The organism is Nostoc cf. commune SO-36 (assembly GCF_023734775.1).
Taxonomy (GTDB): domain Bacteria; phylum Cyanobacteriota; class Cyanobacteriia; order Cyanobacteriales; family Nostocaceae; genus Nostoc; species Nostoc commune_A.
The window spans coordinates 3,414,806-3,434,698 of sequence record NZ_AP025732.1 but is presented as its reverse complement, the minus strand read 5'-3'; the positions used below and the strand labels follow the sequence as shown (position 1 = coordinate 3,434,698).

The 19,893-nt window shown below is 41.9% G+C and carries 17 protein-coding genes and 2 pseudogenes; 13 read left to right on the top strand and 6 right to left on the bottom strand.

Annotated features, from left to right (window positions below):
- Nucleotides 1-161 precede the first annotated feature (161 nt).
- From tatA to ANSO36C_RS15480, 3 genes are all read right to left on the bottom strand, one after another.
- The gene (gene tatA, locus ANSO36C_RS15490) at nucleotides 162-335 is read right to left on the bottom strand and encodes a twin-arginine translocase TatA/TatE family subunit (RefSeq protein WP_251955264.1); all 174 of its coding nucleotides are present in this window, start codon (nucleotides 333-335) and stop codon (nucleotides 162-164) included.
- Nucleotides 336-460: 125 nt separating this feature from the next.
- Entirely contained in the window at nucleotides 461-1,543 is a 1,083-nt protein-coding gene (locus tag ANSO36C_RS15485; RefSeq protein WP_251955263.1) for a DNA-methyltransferase, read from the bottom strand.
- 211 nt (nucleotides 1,544-1,754) lie between these two features.
- Entirely contained in the window at nucleotides 1,755-3,158 is a 1,404-nt protein-coding gene (locus ANSO36C_RS15480) for a serine/threonine protein kinase (RefSeq protein WP_251955262.1), read from the bottom strand.
- Between the two features lie 94 nt (nucleotides 3,159-3,252).
- Here ANSO36C_RS15480 and cbiT point away from each other — a divergent pair, with 94 nt between their 5' ends.
- A complete protein-coding gene (gene cbiT, locus ANSO36C_RS15475) occupies nucleotides 3,253-3,855 on the top strand; it encodes a precorrin-6Y C5,15-methyltransferase subunit CbiT (protein ID WP_251955261.1) in 603 nt (200 codons plus the stop codon).
- A gap of 206 nt (nucleotides 3,856-4,061) precedes the next feature.
- Entirely contained in the window at nucleotides 4,062-4,949 is an 888-nt protein-coding gene (locus ANSO36C_RS15470; RefSeq protein ID WP_251960345.1) for a phosphatidate cytidylyltransferase, read from the top strand.
- A 94-nt stretch (nucleotides 4,950-5,043) separates the two neighbouring features.
- Here ANSO36C_RS15470 and ANSO36C_RS15465 read toward each other — a convergent pair whose 3' ends face one another.
- Nucleotides 5,044-5,757 carry an LmeA family phospholipid-binding protein gene (locus tag ANSO36C_RS15465; RefSeq protein WP_251955260.1) on the bottom strand — a complete coding sequence of 238 codons (714 nt, stop codon included), beginning with the start codon at nucleotides 5,755-5,757 and terminating at the stop codon, nucleotides 5,044-5,046.
- 137 nt (nucleotides 5,758-5,894) lie between these two features.
- On the opposite strand from ANSO36C_RS15465, the gene ANSO36C_RS15460 reads away from it, so the two are divergent.
- Entirely contained in the window at nucleotides 5,895-6,707 is an 813-nt protein-coding gene (locus tag ANSO36C_RS15460; protein WP_251955259.1) for a pseudouridine synthase, read from the top strand.
- Nucleotides 6,682-7,494: a helix-turn-helix domain-containing protein gene (locus tag ANSO36C_RS15455; RefSeq protein WP_251955258.1), complete on the top strand. Its 813-nt coding sequence runs from the start codon at nucleotides 6,682-6,684 to the stop codon at nucleotides 7,492-7,494. The genes ANSO36C_RS15460 and ANSO36C_RS15455 overlap by 26 nt, the downstream gene beginning before the upstream one ends.
- Nucleotides 7,495-7,584: 90 nt before the next feature.
- On the opposite strand, the gene malQ is transcribed toward ANSO36C_RS15455, so the two are convergent.
- Nucleotides 7,585-9,093, bottom strand: a complete 1,509-nt coding sequence (gene malQ, locus ANSO36C_RS15450) for a 4-alpha-glucanotransferase (protein ID WP_251955257.1) — start codon at nucleotides 9,091-9,093, stop codon at nucleotides 7,585-7,587.
- Between the two features lie 198 nt (nucleotides 9,094-9,291).
- On the opposite strand from malQ, the gene ANSO36C_RS15445 reads away from it, so the two are divergent.
- The 9 genes and pseudogenes from ANSO36C_RS15445 to ANSO36C_RS15400 all read left to right on the top strand — a co-directional run bounded on the left by ANSO36C_RS15445 (nucleotide 9,292) and on the right by ANSO36C_RS15400 (nucleotide 18,107).
- A complete protein-coding gene (locus ANSO36C_RS15445) occupies nucleotides 9,292-9,723 on the top strand; it encodes an NUDIX domain-containing protein (RefSeq protein WP_251955256.1) in 432 nt (143 codons plus the stop codon).
- Nucleotides 9,724-9,831: 108 nt separating this feature from the next.
- Nucleotides 9,832-11,022, top strand: a complete 1,191-nt coding sequence (locus ANSO36C_RS34235; RefSeq protein WP_323374446.1) for a Rid family detoxifying hydrolase — start codon at nucleotides 9,832-9,834, stop codon at nucleotides 11,020-11,022.
- Nucleotides 11,023-11,174: 152 nt separating this feature from the next.
- Nucleotides 11,175-12,149 (top strand): phosphate/phosphite/phosphonate ABC transporter substrate-binding protein, encoded by a 975-nt coding sequence (locus tag ANSO36C_RS15430; protein ID WP_251955255.1) that lies wholly within the window; start codon nucleotides 11,175-11,177, stop codon nucleotides 12,147-12,149.
- A gap of 313 nt (nucleotides 12,150-12,462) precedes the next feature.
- A complete protein-coding gene (locus ANSO36C_RS15425) occupies nucleotides 12,463-13,197 on the top strand; it encodes a phosphonate ABC transporter ATP-binding protein (protein ID WP_251955254.1) in 735 nt (244 codons plus the stop codon).
- A 96-nt stretch (nucleotides 13,198-13,293) separates the two neighbouring features.
- A pseudogene (gene phnE / locus ANSO36C_RS15420) lies at nucleotides 13,294-14,089 on the top strand (phosphonate ABC transporter, permease protein PhnE).
- Between the two features lie 210 nt (nucleotides 14,090-14,299).
- Nucleotides 14,300-14,773, top strand: a complete 474-nt coding sequence (locus tag ANSO36C_RS15415) for a hypothetical protein (protein ID WP_251955253.1) — start codon at nucleotides 14,300-14,302, stop codon at nucleotides 14,771-14,773.
- Nucleotides 14,774-14,968: 195 nt separating this feature from the next.
- The gene (locus ANSO36C_RS15410; RefSeq protein ID WP_251955252.1) at nucleotides 14,969-15,262 is read left to right on the top strand and encodes a hypothetical protein; all 294 of its coding nucleotides are present in this window, start codon (nucleotides 14,969-14,971) and stop codon (nucleotides 15,260-15,262) included.
- A gap of 42 nt (nucleotides 15,263-15,304) precedes the next feature.
- Nucleotides 15,305-16,588, top strand: a complete 1,284-nt coding sequence (locus ANSO36C_RS15405) for a hypothetical protein (RefSeq protein WP_251955251.1) — start codon at nucleotides 15,305-15,307, stop codon at nucleotides 16,586-16,588.
- Nucleotides 16,572-18,107: a pentapeptide repeat-containing protein gene (locus tag ANSO36C_RS15400; protein WP_251955250.1), complete on the top strand. Its 1,536-nt coding sequence runs from the start codon at nucleotides 16,572-16,574 to the stop codon at nucleotides 18,105-18,107. Before ANSO36C_RS15405 ends, ANSO36C_RS15400 begins: the two co-directional genes overlap by 17 nt.
- A 1,098-nt stretch (nucleotides 18,108-19,205) precedes the next feature.
- Here ANSO36C_RS15400 and ANSO36C_RS15385 read toward each other — a convergent pair.
- Nucleotides 19,206-19,875: pseudogene (locus ANSO36C_RS15385) on the bottom strand ((2Fe-2S) ferredoxin domain-containing protein).
- Nucleotides 19,876-19,893: the final 18 nt, after the last annotated feature.

Genomic DNA, 19,893 nt, shown 5'->3' with positions numbered 1-19,893 from the left:
TATGACTCGTTGCTCCAAGTATGTTGATGAGAAAAACTATATTCAGAAATTTCTCAATATTGAAAATGCATTTTCTCGTGAGTGCATTTCTCCTAAAGCCAGTTATTCCACTTGAGGAGAACCAAAGACCGCACTGGTTTCTCCTGTATTCACTCCTTTTCTTATTGTTTTTCTTGTTCCGGATCGGTTTCTTCGCTGGGAGTTTTCATCTCCTCCTTAAAACCTCGTAGGGTTTTGCCCAGTGCAGTTCCCAGTTCGGGAATTTTTTTTGGGCCGAAAATGAGAACAGCGACTATGCTAATTACAGCTATTTCTGGCCATCCTAGTCCAAACATATAAATTTCCTCTAAGGTATCTGTAATTAAATATAGACATTAATGGCTCAAATCAGATGAGTCCGCCACTGATAAGTAGATGGTTGAAGGGGCCACTCAACGGCAGTGGGGTCTTAAACCATGCACTAAAACAGTCCTAACTCTACTAATTGGTTATTATCAGCATTTTCTGTTGTTATTGTCGTTAAATCTGCTGGTGGTTCAACAACTAAAGGAGCATTTTCTTCAAATCTCAGTTTTGAGCTTTTGATGTAATTTTCATCAATCTCAAAAGCTAACCAGCGTCTTTGTAAAGTTTCTGCAACTCGACCCGTCATATTAGAACCAGCAAAAGGTTCTAAAACAATATCACCTGGTTCTGTACAAAGGTTGATAACAAACTCTGGTAAAGCTTGAGGCAATCTTGCCGGGTGTGGCTTAAAACCTTCTTGTTTGCAACGCCTTTGATAATAATCGTTGGAAGCAGTATTTGAGGCAGAAATTACATTTACGGGCTGGACTAAATCTTCAAATAAAGTTTCTTGGATAAGAGTCTGTTGCCCTATTTCTTCTTTGTCTGTACTACAACGCCCATCAATAATATTTGGAGGAATAGCTCCTCCCCTGTCCTTCCCAAATTTATCGGAAATATCATGCCCTGATGGTCGAACTTTGGGTTTATACCCATTCTTTAGAAGGTTTTTCATAGCATCACTATAAGGCTTTAAAACCCTTCTATTATTAGCTTTAGGATGCGGTTCTTTTGACAGCCACCAAATTGTATTTACCGAATCTTTAACTCTTTCTCTGCGAATTGTTACCCATTCGGCAGGGGTGGGTAGTTTTGCTGGATTATACCAATACAATTCTTGTGCTAAATAAAATCCTAGTCCACCTTTTTCTTTTGGTTTACATAAGGCAACAACCAGTTCAAAATGATAAAGAGAACGGACTGGCATCCCCTTAATCCAACTGCCACCAATATCAATAACTAGTGAGCCAGTTGGTTTAAGAATACGGTAAAAGTGTGCTGCATAATCTTTAAACCATTCAACATATTCGTCAGCATCAACGTTTCCGTATTCTTTTTTACGAACTAATGCAAATGGTGGAGAGGTACAAATTAGGTCGATACTTTCGTCGGGAATATGTGCCATTAATTCTAGGCTATTTCCCAAATAAGCAGCGCCAAATTTTGTTTCGTAGTAAGGGTTACAATTAAGTCTCATCTAAACTTTATTAGTACATTTGTAACTTGTTATGAAGATAGTATCATTCATAAAAGCATAAGTTTTCCAACTGTTAGCTATTTTTCTTGATCAATTTGCTGGATGAATAGGGTAATGTGCTAAATATCTACACTCATACCAGTATCGGTGTTCTATATAAGTATGATCGAGACAGAACTGGACATCTTGAACAAAGGGATAATCAGTGCGACTAACTTCTAATTGGATTAGTAATTGGTAAATTTAACCAATCGCTTAATTCATGAGCTAGCCATTCCAGTTCTGCTTCAGATTTAATAGCACCACTAATATCACCAAGTTGATATTTTTTTACTCCTACCCAAATATCCAATTGTGCTGGAACGGCAATTCTAGTGCCTTCAGAGTCTTTTGTAAAATGTTTTGGAATGTAAACCAATTTAGTAATACTTTCTCTTGGTGCTGCACGGGGGCGATAAAATTTCCAAGCAAACAACTCCCAGGTTATGGCAATTTCTTTGGGATTCACGCGTAAGCAGATGCGTCCAAATAAATGAAAGAGAAATTTATACACCATCATCAAGCCAGCACCCCAAAAAGGAAGTGAGAACAAGGCAAAGGGGATGTTGAAAGGAAAAGGCGCTGAGAGTGCGCCAATTGTCCAAAACAGGATAAATGAATTCCAGACGATCGCAAATAAACCTGTGAATACTATTGATGGATCAAAACCAGTGGGTGGAACGATAATTTCTAGAGAATCTGCATTTTTGGTTAGTTGAATCTTACTCCCGTCTGGTTTGCTAACAACTAAAGTAGGCAAGTTTGTCGGTTGTGGTTTCTCCAAAGCTGCCAGTGCAGCACCCGCAGAACTCAAACGCCGTTCTAAACTGGGTTCAATCATCCACTTTAACCAATTAGTCAGGCTGGGACTCAAATTAGCCAGTTGTTCAAACTGAATCCGAAAATCCTTTTGGGGTAAATCGGCTGGGTGAGTACCCGTCACTAAATAAATTAAGGTTGCGCCTAAACTATAAAGGTCAGATGCTGCAACAGTGCGTCCGCCAAATTGCTCTGGTGGCATATAGCCGTAAGTTCCTACCACAGTTCTTGTGCCGGTTTCGCTGGCCAAGACTGTTTGCACTGAGCCAAAATCTATCAAATAAACTTGACCAATACTATTGCCAGAGCGATCGCCCAATAAAATATTGCTAGGCTTAATATCACGGTGAATTACAGGCGGATAAAGCCCATGTAGGTAAACAAGAATCTCTAAAAGTGCTTTGGCTATCTGTTTGACTTCAATTTCTGTGAAACTTCGCCCAGTTTGTAAGCATTGCTCTAAAGTTTGTGCAGGGATATAAGTTTGTACTAGAGCAAATCCTTTGATGGTTGGTAAATTTACTTCAAAGTAGTTTAAATAGCCAGGGATTGAGGGATGTGCTAGGTTTTTTAAAGTTTCAGCTTCTCGTTCAAACAACTTGAGTGAATCCCACTCAAAGTCACTACTAAAAGAAAGTAATTTGATAACTACTAATTCCTGAGTTTGCAAATCACGAGCTAATAGCGTCCGCCGCCCTGCTTTTTTTCCTAGTAGTTGCTGAACTTCATAGTGTTCGCCTAATATTTCGCCAATCATTATGTTTTTTTATAATGCTAAGGTTGAAAAGTTTTTATAGCTTATAGCTTTTCAATTTGGCAAATCGATATCTTTAGTATAATTGCGTAGTTCTATGCCCTCCCAACTTTGGCCTTATATTACCCCTGGTATTCCTGATGAATTGTTTGAACATTTGCCAGGAATTCCTCTGAGTCAGCGAGAAGTCCGACTGCTATTGATTGCCCAACTGCGACTAAAATCAGATTCTGTGTTGTGGGATATTGGCGCAGGGACGGGTACAATTCCGGTAGAGGTGGGGTTATTGTGTCCAGGTGGACAGATTATCGCCATAGAAAGGGATGAAGAAGTAGCTAATTTGATCAAGCGTAACTGCGATCGCTTTGATGTGAAAAATGTTGAAGTTGTTGAAGGCAGCGCCCCAGAGTGTTTACATGACCTCAAGGTTGCCCCTCACCGTATTTGTATCGAGGGAGGACGCCCCATTCAAGATATTCTGCAAGCGGCATGGCATTATTTGCCCCCATCCGGTCGGGTTGTAGCCACAGCTGCTAATCTAGAAAGTCTGTATGCTATTTCCCAGAGCTTTTCTCTGTTAAGGGCTAGAAATATCGAAGTCGTCCAGTCTGCGGTTAACCGCTTAGAGACGCGCGGCTTTTCTCAAAGCTTTACCGCCGTTGATCCTATTTTTATCCTCAGTGGTGAGAAACTGGATTAGGGAATGGGGCATGGGGCATAGGGCATTGCAAGAGACGGCAGGGGAAGGGGGGAAACAGAGATAAGGAAGTTAGGGGAGCAGGGGAAGCAGGAGAAGAAAGAATAACTAAATTAATTAATAAATGCCCCATGCCCAACGCCTCATGCCCAATGCCCAATGCCCAATGCCCAATGCCCAATGCCCAATGCCCCATATTTAATACTTCTATGCCTTGGTCTCGGATTATTAGTGGAATTGTTGCGATCGCTCTTGCTCTTTCTGCAACCCTTTTGGGGGGTTGGTACTTTACCATCATCTTTGCAGTTATCATCTTTTTGGGTCAACAGGAATATTTTAATTTGGTACGAGCCAGAGGCATCGCTCCTGCTGCTAAAACCACTATGGCTGTCAGCCAAATATTGCTGGTGATTTGTACGCTAGATGGCAGTTTAGCTGATGCTGTAATGCCAATAGCTGGCACACTTATTTGTTTTTACCTACTGTTTCAGCCCAAATTTGCCACGATCGCTGATGTTTCTGCTTCTATTATGGGGCTATTTTATGTAGGTTATTTACCGAGTTACTGGGTACGATTACGAGCAATTGATAGTGCTGTTTTTAGCAATATTTCTTTGGGAGGTTACTGGCCCACAACCTGGGCAGATTTCTGGGAAAAGGCAAATTCCGCTTCTTTACCACAAGGTTTTACAGCAACACTGCTGACTTTTTTGTGTATTTGGGCAGCCGATATCGGTGCATACACTATTGGCAAATTCTTTGGGAAAACCCGTCTGTCTGAGATTAGCCCGAAAAAAACTGTAGAAGGTGCTGTCTTTGGCATTACTTCAAGTGTTGCCGTAGCCATAGCAGGAGCCTATTATCTACACTTGCCCAGATCCCCCTTCACTGGTCTTGCATTGGGTTTGCTGATAGGTATTGCTAGTCTTTTAGGGGATCTTACCGAATCTATGCTCAAGCGAGATGCTGGAGTTAAAGATTCGGGACAGTTGATCCCCGGTCACGGTGGTATTTTAGACCGTACTGATAGTTATATTTTCACTGCTCCTTTGGTTTATTATTTTGTGACATTGCTATTACCACTAGTTAGTAGATAGGTAAGTTGAGCATGGGGCATTGGGGTTAAGGTACAGGGTACAGGTTATAGGGAATAATCTGTACCCTATTTCCCTTCTTTACTCCCCAGTCCCATCAAGGATTAACGTTAATTTGCCCACGACACACCAACTTACCTGGGATCAGCGTTAGTTCTTGGATATCAACATCTGAGCCAAGATCGAGATTGTACTCACGATTGTTGTTTAATGTATCTTCGTGGTGGGGGTGGATTGGGATATGTACCACTTGTAACTCATGCCCACTTTGTAACTGTAAGCCCAGACAAATTTCTAGAGGCGTTGTTTCACTATTGGTTACTCTCAAACCTCGCAGTAGAATTTGGTTGTTCTCAAGGATAATTTCTTGCCAACTAATTGGTTGTGACTGTGAGTAATGTGTTGGTAAAACCTTAACCAATAAATCACTCAAAGCAGTTGATAATAAATCAGATGAGAGAGAAGCATTGAGATCCTTCTCGTCTACGATTAAATCCCCAACTACTGATACTGTTTCTAACAGCCGCAGAGGTTTACCCTTGAGTATGGAGCCGATATTTATCCGAATATTTTCTGCTATTAACTTAATTTGTGTAATTAGGAGACCTTGATAAACTGCATGAGTAGCAAAAATAGATATTGAGGGGATGCGTCCAGAAATAAGTTGGCGATCGCTCGCTTTGATCTCCACTTCTAATTCTGATATTTGGCTGACTTGCGCTCTTAACCAGAGCTTGACTGCTGTTGTCAGTACCTGCGTAATTATGCGGATTTTATTTGCACTTGTTGTTTGGGAATTTTGCTCTGGCATCTACTAACTAATCTTTGTACGAGTATTTGCTCAACAACCGAACAGAAATTAAACAAGCTTTAAATGTAACATTTATGCCTACTCGCTACAAAATGCAAATATCATTTAATTGTTAACAGTAAATAAGCAATTTCCACATGGAGGCACGGTTACAAAAAATTCTCGCTCAATGGGGTATTGCCTCACGTCGTGAAGCCGAAGAAATGATTAGGCACTCACGGGTGCGGATTAATGGAGTATTGGCACATTTGGGTCAAAAAGTTGATCCCGAAAAAGATGCGATCGCAATTGATGATAAGCCTGTATCCAAAAAGCAGCGTCCGGCTTTAATATATCTATTGCTGCACAAACCAGCAGGAGTGGTTTCGACTTGCTACGACCCTCACGGCAGACCAACAGTCTTGGATCTCCTACCGAAAGAATTACGAGAGGGTTCAGGTATTCACCCAGTTGGGCGTTTAGATGCAGACTCTACAGGAGCATTAATCCTGACCAATGACGGAGAACTGACATTTGGACTAACCCATCCCCGCCACAGTATTTCCAAGACATATCATGTTTTGGTCAAAGGACATCCTTCAGAAAAAGTACTACAAATGTGGCGTCAGGGTGTCATGTTGGAGGGTAGAAAAACCAGGGCGGCTAAAGTACATCTAATAGAACGTCGTGCCGACCACAGCTTTTTAGAAATAGTGTTGCAGGAGGGAAGAAATCGCCAAATTCGCCGTATAGCTCAACAGTTAGGATACCCAGTAATCAAGCTGCATCGAGTTGCTATCGGCTCAATTCAATTACAAACACCAAAAGAACCCTTATTGTCAGAGGGTAAATATCGTTCCCTCAAAGATCATGAAATTCGCTTTTTGCAAGATCAGATAACGCAACCTATTAAAGAATCAGCGGAGTTAAGGAGTGTCAGTAGGCATGAAATGGCTAAGAAAGAAGAATAATCACCAGCCATCACTTTCTTTAGAGGAACAACGAGCCGAAAAGTTGGCAGAATTAGGCGCTCAACTTTGGGCATTGCGGCAAGAACAGGGCCTATCTCTAGAGCAAGTGGTTGTATTAACCAGGATTCCCCGGCGATTATTGCAGGCGATCGAAGAAGGTAATTTAAACGATCTGCCAGAACCAGTTTATATACAAGGTTTGCTCAGACAATTTGCCGAAGCTCTAGGCTTGAATGGAGTAGAATTTTCTGGCACTTTTCCGATCAGTTCTGCACAAGTGAACCCTCAAGGTCTAGGGAATCATTCACCCCTTGCTCAACTACGTCCGATTCATCTTTACTTTCTTTACATATTACTAATAGTATGCTCAGTAAATGGTTTATCTCAGTTATTAAATAATGCTGTACTACAAGCAAATAGTAGCCAAAACCAGCCATATCCAAAACAAAAATCCATTGTTAAACCAGAGATAGCCCAAATAAAAGAATCGGTGGAGGTTCAATCAGTTAACGATACCCTTAGCGCCGTCCAACAGGGAAAGGCTGTACAGATTGGTGTGACTTTGAAAGCGTCATCTTGGATTCGCGTAGTAGCCGATGGCAAAACCGAGTTTGAAGGTATTCTCCCAGAGGGAACTCACCGCATTTGGAAAGCCCAAGAGCAACTCACTGTGAAAACTGATAATGCTGGTGGCGTGTTAATGAGCATCAATCAAGAAAAAGCCAAGGAAATGGGAGAACCGGGGAAAGAGGAAGAAGTTAGGATTGCTGCAAAACCTAAGTTTTGAAATATGGGGAATTGGGCATGGGGAATTGGGCATGGGGCATTGGTTATTTTTTCTTCCCCTGCTCCCCCTGCCTCCCCTGCTCCCCCTACCTTATTGTCCTTCCGGGGCGCGTCCATTGAGCCTGGTAAGAACTTTTAAGCGATCGCGTAATTCATCTCTCAACGCTTCTGCTTGATAGCGCCACCCCCAGTTACCCTCAGCAGTACTAGGAAAATTCATCCGCGCTTCGTTTCCTAATCCCAAAACATCTTGCAAGGGAATAATCGCTTGGTTAGCTATGGAACTCAAAGCTAGGCGAATTAAATCCCACTGGATGCCTTCAGGACTGATACAACCTAAATAAAGCCATAAGTTATGCTTTTCGTAATCGCTAGCTGAATTAAACCAGCCTACAGTTGTATCGTTATCGTGAGTGCCCGTATAAACTACAGCATTTCGCGGGTAATTGAATGGTAAGAATGGATTAGCGGGATCAGAACCAAAGGCAAACTGTAAAACCTTCATCCCCGGAAATTCATACTTATCTCGCAGTGCTTCTACCTCTGGTGTAATTACTCCCAAATCTTCTGCCAAGACAGGTAGCTTGCCCAACTTCTGCCTAATCGCTTCAAAAAAAGCATCTCCAGGTGCTTCCACCCATTTGCCATTCATGGCAGTTTCTTCGCCTTTGGCTACTGACCAATAAGCCTCGAAGCCCCGGAAGTGGTCAATGCGAATAATATCTACATAATCCAGCATGGCCTCAAAGCGCTGTACCCACCATTTAAAGTCTTGTTTTTGCAATTCCTCCCAGTTATAAACCGGGTTGCCCCACAATTGACCGGTAGCACTAAAGTAATCTGGTGGGACTCCTGCCATTTGAGCAGCTTCTCCAGTTTCTTCGTCTAAACAAAAGATGTCGGGATGTGCCCACACGTCAGCACTATCGTGAGCTACGTAGATGGGAATATCGCCGATAATATCTATACCGCGCATATTGGCGTAGCTTTTCAGTTCTGACCACTGCCGGAAAAACTCAAATTGGACGAACTTGTAATAAAAAATCTCTCCGTTAAGCCGATCCTGTACCTGAGCTAATGCTTCGGGTTCGCGCTTGACAAATTCTCGCTCCCATGTATGCCAGCTTGCATTTTCGTGGGCATCTTTCAACGCCATAAATAAGGCGTAATTATCTAGCCAATAGGCTTTGCTGTCGCAAAAACCTGCAAACTCGTTTTTTTGGATGTCCGTAGCATTTGTTCTAAAGTTTTCACAGGCTTTTTTGAGTAGCCCAATCTTAATCGGCACAACCTGGTCGAAGTCTACCTTTTCTCCGGGAAATCCTGGTAAATTAGCAAAGTCTTCTTCAGTTAGCAAACCCTCATCTCGCAGTTTTTCTGGGCTAACTAGCAGGGGATTTCCTGCCATTGCTGAGTAGCACATATAAGGGGAATTACCGTATCCAGTGGGGCCCAAGGGTAGAACTTGCCAATATTGTTGATGGGTATCTTTAAGAAAATCGATGAAGCGATAGGCTTCTAAGCCTAAATCTCCAACGCCAAACCGGCTGGGAAAGGAGGTAGGATGCAACAAAATACCACTGGATCTAGGAAAAGGCATAAGTAACCTGAATTATGAGAGGGAGCAATTATCTGATGGACACGCGATGCGATCGCCCAAGGGGCAGTGGCAAAGCCAACGCATCGAATTTATCACGGAACAGTATTTGCACGGTAAATCAAGTAAACTCATTTTGATTGTCATTTGTCCTTTGTGAATAACTAATGACCAATGACTAATGACCAATGACTCATAAATATGACTTACCGAAATCCTGCACCGACAGTTGATATCATCATTGAACTAGTAGATCGACCTCATCGGCCAATAGTGTTAATTGAAAGACATAATCTACCTTTAGGTTGGGCTATTCCTGGTGGTTTTGTAGATTATGGAGAAGCGGTGGAAGTGGCGGCGCGGCGAGAAGCTGAGGAAGAGACGGGTTTAAAGGTGGAGTTAGTTGAACAATTACTGGTGTATTCTGACCCAAATCGCGATCCGCGTCAGCATACGATTAGTATTGTATTTTTGGCGACAGCTACGGGAGAACCTGTGGCTGGGGATGATGCTAAGGGTGTAGGAGTTTTTGAATATTGGCGAGTGCCTGGTAATTTATGTTTTGACCACGATCGCATTCTGCGCGATTATTGGCGATATCGGCATTATGGGATACGTCCGAGGTTGGGGTAAGAGGAACGAACCACAGAGGCGCAGAGAGCGCAGAGAGAAGAGAAGAGGAATACCTGTGACACAAAGTTTTTGTGATTATACTGTGTCAGTGGTATTTAAAGGTGCATTATGGATGCTGAAGAACTTTTAAAGCTATATGCAAAAGGTCAACGAAAGTTTGATTCAGTAAATTTGAGAGGAGTAGACCTCAAAGGTGCAAATCTGAGTGGGATAGACCTAACAAGTGCAGATTTGACGGGAGCAGATTTAAATAATGCCAACTTGAGTAAGGCATGTCTTAAAAACACAAATCTCACTAGGGTATCTCTGACAAGCGCAAACTTAAGTGCTTTGGTGGAAAGTTCTAGTTTAAATTTAAGTTGGGCAGACTTAGATAATGCCGATTTGAGCGATGCTATGCTAAATTCTGCCAATCTCACTGAAGCTTCTTTGAAAAAAACAAATCTCGTGAGAGCTAACCTTAGCGGCGCGAATTTAAGTGGTACTAACTTGTTTGAAGCTGATTTGAGTCAAGCAAACCTAATTCATGTAAAACTCAAAGATACCAATTTGCACGGGACTAAGATTCGGGGTATTAATCTATCTCAAAAGGATTTGTCTGGTATGAATCTGGCTGGGGCTGATTTAGGTGCAGCAAATCTTAGAGGCGTAAATCTGAGAAAAACCTGTCTAAAAAAGACAAATTTAGAGAGAGCGGATTTACAACAAGCGGATTTAATGAAAGCAAATCTGAATGGAGCTAATCTTAGAAAAGCTGACTTAACTGGGGCAAATATCTATGGAGCAACCTTTAAAGATGCTGACCTAACTGGTGCGATAATGCCAGATGGAGAAGTCTACAAGCCGATCGCTTCTCAGCTAGAAATCGGTAAACAGGAAACATCGTTAGAGAAAGTAATATCTATGACCCGTAAAGTAATTAATACTGATAACGCACCCGCACCAGTCGGCCCTTATAATCAAGCGATCGCAGCTTCAGGTCAATTTGTATTCGTGGCTGGACAAATTGCCATCGATCCCCGCCTTGGCGATGTTGTCTACACTGATGATGTCAAAAAACAAACCGAGCAGGTATTAGCTAACCTTGAAGCCATCCTGACAGCAGCCGGTGCAACTTTCCAAGATGTGGTAAAGACCACTGTATTTCTAGCTGATATGAATGATTTCGCGGCGGTGAATGCCATTTATGCTAAATATTTCCCAGAAGATACAGCCCCAGCGCGGGCTTGTGTGCAGGTATCGCGCTTACCTAAAGATGTGTTGGTAGAAATTGATGCGATCGCTGTAATTAGCGGTTAGTACCAATGCACTCATAAAAGAAGCCTACAACTCTCCAAACAAACTAGGCTTTATTATTGACTTTTGTTCTTAAAAGCTATAAATCTTTTTTAGGGGTTAATTAAAATTAATTAGCAAAAAAACTGAGAAAACTTCCTAATGGAGAGTTGCAAATGAGTGTGAGGAAAAAGAGCTTATTGGGTGCTGGCGCGGCATTTGCAGTGCTTACAGGTTTAGTAGTCAGCACAGTAGGGGCTATGCAGGCAACGATCGCTAACCCCACCACTAATCAACAGACACCACGCTTACTTGCCCAAGGGCAGAAAACTTTAACAATAGTTTTTCCCAGTCGTGCTGATTCTACAGACTTGCAAAATAAGGCAAATGCAGTAGGAGCTTTTTTATCGAAAGAGTTAGGAATTCCAGTAGTCGCCCAAGTCGGTGATGATACAGCTGCTGTAGAAGCTTTGAGAGCAAACCGGGCTGATGTCGCTTTTTTAAGTAGCCGTCCGGCTTTGAAAGCAAAACAATTAGCAAATGCTAGCTTGTATCTAGCCGAAGTTCGTTCCACTTATTCGGGAAGATACACCTATAGCTCAACATTTGTTGTCCCTAAGAATAGTCCCCTAAAAACTCAAAATTCAGCTAAAGCCACTTTAGAACAACTGCGGGGCAAGAAAATGGCTTTTACTTCCCCTACTTCTGGCTCTGGGTTTATTATCCCTGTCGCTGAGTTGGTCAAACAAAAATTTGTACCCAACCGCGATCGCTTAGATGATTTCTTTGGTCAAGTTTCTTATGGCGGCAATTACAGCAAAGCCTTGCAAGCAGTTGTGCGCGGTCAAGCTGATGTGGCTGTTGTGTCAGAATATGCTCTCAATCCACCTTATATCACCGCCGAAGAGAAGAGTCAGTTACGGGTTCTGCACAAAATTACTGGTGTACCTGCCCACGGTATTGCTATCGATGATGATGTTCCAGCCCCAACACGCGAAAAAATCATCAACGCCTTACTGAAATTAAATAAGTCGGAAAATAATAAATTGTTAAGCGACTTGTATAATTCCACAGAATTAGTGCGAATTAACCACGATCGTCACCTAGCAACTATGCGTGACGCTCTGCAAATCGCTGGCATTGAACCATAATTTAGAATTCAGAATTCAGAATTCAGAATTCAGAACTTACCAATCTTGACACTCTCTACGAGACGCGGCGCTATCCGCAATTTCTGTCAAAATTCATTCTGTTAGCGGATAGCTAAGGTTTAGCCCATTCTGACTCTGACAATTCAGGTTATGTGGAAAAGTCCACGAAAAACCTAACCCCCAACTCATCGCGGGAAGGGGGAAATTCAAAGTCTCTCTCCTAAAAGGAGAGAGATTTAGAGAGAGGTTTTCCAGATGCCATGAAAAATCAGATTCTGATTCCTGACTCCTGAATTCTGTTCAATAAATTTCTATGAATGATTATGTTATTGAGTGTCATAACCTAGAGACAGCTTATACTCCATCTCTGAATCGTCCTATTCTCAACGGGATTAATTGCCAGATTAAACGGGGTGAATTTGCCGTTTTGCTGGGGCTAAATGGTGCTGGTAAGTCTACATTACTACGATCGCTAGTTGGACTAGTGCCATCAGTCAGAGGAGAATTGCTCGTTAATAATGTTGAGATGAATCCCCGAACACTGCCAAAAATTCGGCGCGATGTTGGGATGTTATTTCAAGGTGGCGGATTGATTCGGCAGTTATCAGCACTGGAAAATGTCTTATGCGGATGCCTTGGTAAAAGAACAACTTGGCAAACACTGTTGGGATTTTCTAAACGCGATCGCACATTGGCACTAAATTTATTAAAACAATTAGGACTCGAAGAGTTAGCTTTTCAAAAAACCAGTCAATTAAGTGGTGGACAGCAACAACGAGTAGCGATCGCCCGGACTTTAATTCAATCGCCGCAAATTCTCTTAGTCGATGAACCCATCACAGGCTTAGATGTTGTGGCATCGCAACAAGTCATGGAAACTCTATCCCAATTGCACACTCAGCAAGGCATGACTATTGTCGCAGTTTTGCACGATTTGGGTATTGCAGAAAAATACGCAGGGCAAGCGATCGTCTTAGATGCTGGACGCGTCGTTTACCAAGGACTTTGTGACAACTTACAAGCTAAATTTGCAAAAGTTTCCGGTTGAAAGACTTCCAAATAAAAATATATGCGTCAGTCACCAAAATTCAAAATTCAATTCTGACTCCTGAATTCTGACTCCTGAATTCTTCTTCAATACAATATGAGTTCCTTTTTTAAATTAAAACGCTTACGTTTCTACCCTTGGCTGAGTTCTCTACTCATCTTATTAATTGTCGTGGTAGTTTATGGTTGGGCTTTGCGAGGACTCAAACTCGATTTTGAACTGCTGCGTTCTAGCTGGCCATACATCACTGATTTTATTACTCGGTTATTTCCTCCCGATTGGAAAGTTTTAGATATTGCAATTAAGGCACTAATTGAAACTGTACAGATGTCTCTATGGGGAACTACCATTGGAGCCATTCTTTCTGTACCGATTGGCTATAGCTAGCGCCAGCAATATTGCGCCTGGGTGGTTGCGATCGCTAGCTAATTTACCTGCAAAATACTGTGCGTTCTGTCCCCTCAATTATTCTGGGGCTAATTTTTGTTGCCGCCACTAGCTTAGGCGCACAGCAGGAACTTTAGCCTTGGGAATCTACACCATCGGCTACCTTGCCAAATTTTATCAACAGGCAATTGAAGCCGTTGATCCGCGTTCTCTTGAATCCTTGCAAGTTATCGGAGCCTCCAAGCTACAGATTGCTCAATACGGCATTCTGCCACAAGTGCTACCTCTGGGATTAGGTTACACCTTTTGGATGTTTGAGTACAACATCCGTGCTGCTTCTGTCTTGGGTGTAGTTGGTGCAGGTGGTATTGGCTTTCAGTTAAAAAGTTACATCGACGGGTTCGAGTACACCAAAGCCACAACCATGATGTTAGTGCTTTTGGTAGTCGTCACAGTAATTGATGCTTTTAGTAGCCAATTACGTCATCGACTCGATTCTATGTAACGAATTCTTGGTTAGGACTTACGCAAAATATCTCTCAAACTCTGATTTCTCCGTGTACTCTGCGCCTCTGTGGTTCGTCATTCCGTAAGTCCTATTAGTGTCTTAGTGGTAGCCTGTCTTGAAAAATAATGCGTAGGCGTAGCCCGTCGTAGATATCGCTTCTATAACTTTGGGAATACTGAAATTAAGTACCCTAAAGGAGTATTAAAAATGCCAGAAAATCGGATCAGTGCCAGTCTAGCCCCAGCAGATAAAGAAGCAGTCATGCAGGCGATCGCTACAATTAGAGAAAAGTTACCATTTTTGATTGATTTGACTACCGAAGACCGACGCACCATAGTAAAGATGGGAGATAAAAGTCGGGCTTTTGTCAGCAAAGCCTTAGAAGTGGCAACACAGAACCCTAACTTTTTGCCTCGTTCTTTCGATTTGGAAGAGATGCGCCGGGATTTGGAAATATATGAGGACTTGTATCCGGTGCTATTGTCTCTAACCCAACTGCAAGAATTGGTAGATGATACCTGTATTGCGGCTGGTAGTGAAGCTTATGCAGCAGCCTTGGCAATTTACAACTATGCCAAAGCTAGCGGTGATGTTACAGGTTTAGATGCAGTCATTGATGAGATGGGACGCAGGTTTAGCCGCCGTTCCAAGAAAAAGAAACCCGAAGCCGCAGCCAGCTAAAGCTTGAGATCGGCGATGCCTGCGGCGGGCTGCGCCTACATCGCAGTTATCAATTTGGGTGGAATACACTGTATTCGTAGGGAAATACATCTGTGCTTCCCTACCATGTTTTGTATCTAAAGATTTTTGCAACCCGCGCAGGCGGGTTTTGTTTGTGTAGCTGCGACTTCTAGTCGCTAAGGCATTTTTGAGCCTTTGAGGCTGACAGTTGAGCCTTTTAGCCTCAGCCTTGAGCCTTTGAGGCTGACGATTGAGCCTTTTATCCTCAGCGTTGAGCCTTTGAGCCTGACAGTTGAGCCTTTTAGCCTCAGCGTTGAGCCTTTGGGGCTGACAATTGAGCCTTTTATCCTCAGCGTTGAGCCTTTGAGGCTGACAGTTGAGCCTTTTAGCCTCAGCATTGAGCCTTTGAGGCTGAAATTAGAAATATATCTAGATAAATTGTTAAATTTACTACTGGTTTTCAGAAAAAATCTGATAAAACCTTGTTGAAATATATTAACTCAGTACATCTACCAGCGCCATACAACAGCAATGAGCAATACCTCTGGATTTTCAGTCAGCAAACCTGTTGCATTATGGAATAAACCAATTAACGCTGACTTTAAAGAACTATTCAAATCATTAGGAAAAGGTGTAATAAATGGGGTTTTGGGTCAGTGGGGAGAAGTAGCCAAAGATGCTGTGGAAGCCACATCAGCACTAGGTTTAGGATCAGCACCAGAGGAAGTTGCCTGGTTACTAATTTACTGTTCTTTGAAAGAAGCAATAGAGAGTCTGATAAAAGGAAATCAAGAGTTACTGTTTGAAAAACCAAACGAAAGTGATCTTGAGCTATTGTGCGATCGCCTCAACCATTCCCTAGAAAGTATAGAATTGCATATTGACCAAGAGTTTTTTCGCCGTCCCAAAGATTTGCCGATTCTGGAAGCGGTTAAAGCTGCTTTTGCCAACTGGTTAAAATACTTTAGCGTTAATGAGGCACAAGCACTAACAATTAGTCATCGTCTTCCTACCTATTTTGTGTTTGCTTTACATGAAGAGTGGGCAAAACACCCAGAAAAATATGCTTGTTTAAAAGAAGAACTGGATACCCCTTTTACTCAAGCCAATGAACGGGAACAGTCATGGCAGCGTTATTTAGCTTGGCTACAAAAACAGGTTGAAGAACCGATGCTTTTAGAAGCTTTTGGTTTAAAACAGGTTTATGTTCCTTTACACGCCTACTATAAGCAGAAAGTTGGGAGTGAAAAAGCAGAAGAATTTGAACGCCGGGTGAGAGAACATGAAAAATATCAGCGAATTGTTCTTGATTTAGAAACTGAACTAGAAGCTTGGTTAGAAAAAGGCGATCGCAATGATGCCATTAGAGTGATTAGTGGTGGCCCAGGAAGTGGTAAATCTTCTTTTACCAAAATCTTTGCAGCTAACCAAGCAGAAAAAGGTAAAATTCCGGTTTTATTTATTCCTTTGCACCATTTTGAACCCTCGGATGATTTAATTGATGCAGTTAGTAAGTTTGTGCGAGACGATGGTTTTCTCAAACATAATCCCCTAGATAAAGAAAAGGCTGATTCCCGCTTACTGATTATCTTCGATGGTTTAGATGAGCTTGCTATGCAGGGCAAAATTGCCACTGAGATCGCTCAACAATTTGTGCGTGAAGTTCAAAGGAAGGTAGAGCGGTTTAATGTCCGTGAAACTTGCTTACAAGTATTAATTAGTGGTCGAGAATTAGTAGTGCAAGCAAATAGTAGCGACTTTCGCCAACCACAGCAAATCTTGCATATCTTGCCTTATTTTGTTAGACGAAGATGAGAAAGAGAATTACATTGATGACCAAAACTTATTGCAGCAAGATCAACGTCAGATTTGGTGGCAGAAATACGGCAATGCTAGCGGACGGGGATATGATTGCTTACCAGAAGAGTTAAACCAAGATAATCTGACAGAAATTACTGCCCAACCCTTGCTGAATTACCTGGTAGCATTGAGTTTTGACCAGCAAAAGAAATTTCCTACAGACGGCAACCTAAATGCAATTTATGCAAATTTGCTCACAGCAGTTTATCAGCGCGGTTGGGCTGGTTATCAACATCCGGCTATTCGTGGAATTGAGGAAAAAGACTTTGTTCGCATCCTCGAAGAAATTGCTTTAGCTTCCTGGCATGGAGATGGACGAACAACAACAGTCAGAGAGATTGAAGCCCATTGTGAACACAGTAGTTTAAAAACTCTTTTAGAGAAGTTTCAAGAAAGTGCAAAATTAGGCGTAACTCGTCTTTTGACTGCCTTTTATTTTCGTGAGAGCGGAGTTAAAGAACAGGAAAAAACGTTTGAATTTACTCACAAAAGTTTTGGTGAATATTTGACAGCAAAACGTATTGTACGAGAAGTTAAACTGATTCATAAAAAGCTGAAGGATCGCCAGGATGATCCAGATGAAGGATGGGATGAGCGCGAAGCTTTAACAAGGTGGGCAATTCTGTGCGGTGCATCCCCTATGGATGAATACCTTTTTAAGTTTGTTGCGGATGAAATGGGTTTACAGAATCCATCAGATGTTAGCAATTGGCAGCAGACATTATGCAATCTAATTAGTTTTATGTTGCGTCATGGAATGCCGATGGAACGCTTGACTCCCAGACCTGATTTTCAAGAAGAGAATAGACAAGCTTGTAATGCAGAAGAAGCATTGTTGGCTGTCTTAAATAGCTGTACTAAATTGACGAATGCTTTATGCAAAATTAAATGGCATACTTCAGAAAGCTGTGGTGCTTGGATTTCCAGAATTCAAGCACAAAGACCAGTAGAAAAGATTGCACTTGCTATAAAGTGTCTCAGTTTTTTAAATTTACAGGGCAGCATTCTTATCTTCAAAGATCTTTTCGAGGCGAATCTTGAACGATCAAATCTTGAACGAGCAAGTGTTTTAAAGTCAAATCTTGAAGGGGCAAATCTGGAACAGGCAAATCTGGAACAGGCAAATCTTGTAGAGGCGAATCTTCAAAGGGCGAATCTTGAAGGGGCGAATCTTCAAAGGGCGAATCTTCAAAGGGCGAATCTTCAAAGGGCGAATCTTGAAGGAGCGAATCTTGAAGGGGCGAATCTTGAAGAGGCGAATCTTCAAAGGGCGAATCTTCAAAGGGCGAATCTTGAAGGGGCGAATCTTGAAGGGGCGAATCTTGAAGGGGCGAATTTTGAAGGGGCGAATCATGAAGGGGCGAATCTTGAAGGGGCGAATCCTGAAGGGGCGAATCTTGAAGGGGCAAATCTTGAGCGCGAAGATTTAGAAGACTTAAATGAAGATTCAGCTTCAGAAGATATACCCTTCTAATTACAAACGATAAGTGATCGCTCAACCTAATTAGGTAGAAACTATAAAGCGATGCCTGGGTTGGGCTACGCCTAAGCTTTACATTATGTCTGTTTGATGACAATGTGTAGGCGGTCGCTTAATTCAATTGCATAGAGATGTTAAAGAAATTTGCCTCGTTTATGACAAAGCGCGACACTCTACCATAGAGATGGTGGCAGAGAAAGTAAAACCACGCTTAGATAATTAAAAATGAAATCAACAAACGAAAGAGAAGAGTTAATAAAAGATATCAACGTACTGCTACATCAAGCTTTATGACAGTACTTTAGATGAAATTTATACACTCTTAAAAAGAATCGATGATATAGACGACGAAGAAGACTTAAAAGCCATTAAAGAAGACTAGAGAAGATATACGCATTAATGGCACTGTGTCTTGGGATGAAATTCAAAACGAAATCAGAAACGAAATAAACAAGGATGTTGCGTGAGTTACGAAGTTAAATTTTCCAAGGGTGCGAAAAAGCAGTTTCGCGGAAACTACCTCTAGACGTACAAGAGCGCATACAAACTCAAATCAACGACTTGGCAATAGAACCTCGTCCAAACGGGGTAAAAAAATTACAAGGTGATGATAACTCCTATCGTCTTCGCAGTAGGAGATTATCGAGTTATTTATGAAGTAGTTGATAATGTTTTGACTCGTAACTGTAATTAAAGTAGGACATCGTAGAGACATTTATAAAGATGAGAGTTAGCACCAGTCCATCAAGCAACTACCGCCAGAGAGTAAACAAATAGTATAATTACCCCTATTAAAGGAAGGTAAAGACCCTGTACTGTGTTGTTAGGCTGTAGGTAAGCGATCATAAGATTCCGGTTAAATATCTGGTACTTTCGCCAAAACAGGTTGCTCATGGCATGCTCTCGCTTAACCCAATTGCCTACAAATATTAAGCGATCGCTACTACTACTTTGCCTTGCTCATGACAAATCGTAGGCGATCGCTTAACTTGACACTCTTGCAAATACTTGGCAAAAGTCTAATGCCGAGTATTAATAATGGAACACACTTGAGAAGATATTATTAAGCTTTCTCATTGAAATGTCAAGATTTTATGAATTACTTCTCCAAAGTTTGCCATTAGATATCGTAATTTCCCTTAAATTTTCAGGCTGCACTGACGAACTCTTGTCGCCAAAATGCTGATTCATCAAGGCTGGAACCTGTGCAGCTTGAATTCGACTATGGCGCGTTTTATCTGGCATTACTAAGTTTGGCCCAGCTTTACAGTTCTTCATACAACCAGTGCCCTTGATTGTAACTTGGTCTTCTAAACCGCGATCGCTTAAAGCCGCCTCTAACGCCTGACAAAGTGCTTTACCACCGCGTTTCATACAATCAGACTTTTGACACACCAAAATCGTGGCCTTAGTCTTAGCTGGTTTTACCTTGACATTATCAATAGATGGGGGTTCTTGTAGTGCTGCGATCGTTTGAACTGTCGCCATTTCCGAACGCGCCGCCATTACACGTTCAGCTTTCAATGTAACTTTGTCTTTTTTTATATCGTATTCTTTATAAACCAACAACTTGTAGCAAAGTACCTGCTGGTAGCCGCAAATCAAAAGCAGCCCGTAAATGTTTAGCAAGTTTAACGTAGCATTCACCCTCGTGAGTACCTAGCAGCAAACCTTTGAGCTTATAGCCATCTTTAATAACAAAATCTATAAATCTGCCCTCAAGGCAAAATTCCGATACTTCCATATTCTCAGATGCACCCATTTTTTAACCTCCTTTTAA

What these genes read in the sequence shown, in the direction of transcription:
- tatA (WP_251955264.1), bottom strand. Translation starts at nt 335, where the DNA reads ATGTTTGGACTAGGATGGCCAGAAATAGCTGTAATTAGCATAGTCGCT.
- ANSO36C_RS15485 (WP_251955263.1), bottom strand. Translation starts at nt 1,543, where the DNA reads ATGAGACTTAATTGTAACCCTTACTACGAAACAAAATTTGGCGCTGCT.
- ANSO36C_RS15480 (WP_251955262.1), bottom strand. Translation starts at nt 3,158, where the DNA reads ATGATTGGCGAAATATTAGGCGAACACTATGAAGTTCAGCAACTACTA.
- cbiT (WP_251955261.1), top strand. Translation starts at nt 3,253, where the DNA reads ATGCCCTCCCAACTTTGGCCTTATATTACCCCTGGTATTCCTGATGAA.
- ANSO36C_RS15470 (WP_251960345.1), top strand. Translation starts at nt 4,062, where the DNA reads ATGCCTTGGTCTCGGATTATTAGTGGAATTGTTGCGATCGCTCTTGCT.
- ANSO36C_RS15465 (WP_251955260.1), bottom strand. Translation starts at nt 5,757, where the DNA reads ATGCCAGAGCAAAATTCCCAAACAACAAGTGCAAATAAAATCCGCATA.
- ANSO36C_RS15460 (WP_251955259.1), top strand. Translation starts at nt 5,895, where the DNA reads ATGGAGGCACGGTTACAAAAAATTCTCGCTCAATGGGGTATTGCCTCA.
- ANSO36C_RS15455 (WP_251955258.1), top strand. Translation starts at nt 6,682, where the DNA reads ATGAAATGGCTAAGAAAGAAGAATAATCACCAGCCATCACTTTCTTTA.
- malQ (WP_251955257.1), bottom strand. Translation starts at nt 9,093, where the DNA reads ATGCCTTTTCCTAGATCCAGTGGTATTTTGTTGCATCCTACCTCCTTT.
- ANSO36C_RS15445 (WP_251955256.1), top strand. Translation starts at nt 9,292, where the DNA reads ATGACTTACCGAAATCCTGCACCGACAGTTGATATCATCATTGAACTA.
- ANSO36C_RS34235 (WP_323374446.1), top strand. Translation starts at nt 9,832, where the DNA reads ATGGATGCTGAAGAACTTTTAAAGCTATATGCAAAAGGTCAACGAAAG.
- ANSO36C_RS15430 (WP_251955255.1), top strand. Translation starts at nt 11,175, where the DNA reads ATGAGTGTGAGGAAAAAGAGCTTATTGGGTGCTGGCGCGGCATTTGCA.
- ANSO36C_RS15425 (WP_251955254.1), top strand. Translation starts at nt 12,463, where the DNA reads ATGAATGATTATGTTATTGAGTGTCATAACCTAGAGACAGCTTATACT.
- ANSO36C_RS15415 (WP_251955253.1), top strand. Translation starts at nt 14,300, where the DNA reads ATGCCAGAAAATCGGATCAGTGCCAGTCTAGCCCCAGCAGATAAAGAA.
- ANSO36C_RS15405 (WP_251955251.1), top strand. Translation starts at nt 15,305, where the DNA reads ATGAGCAATACCTCTGGATTTTCAGTCAGCAAACCTGTTGCATTATGG.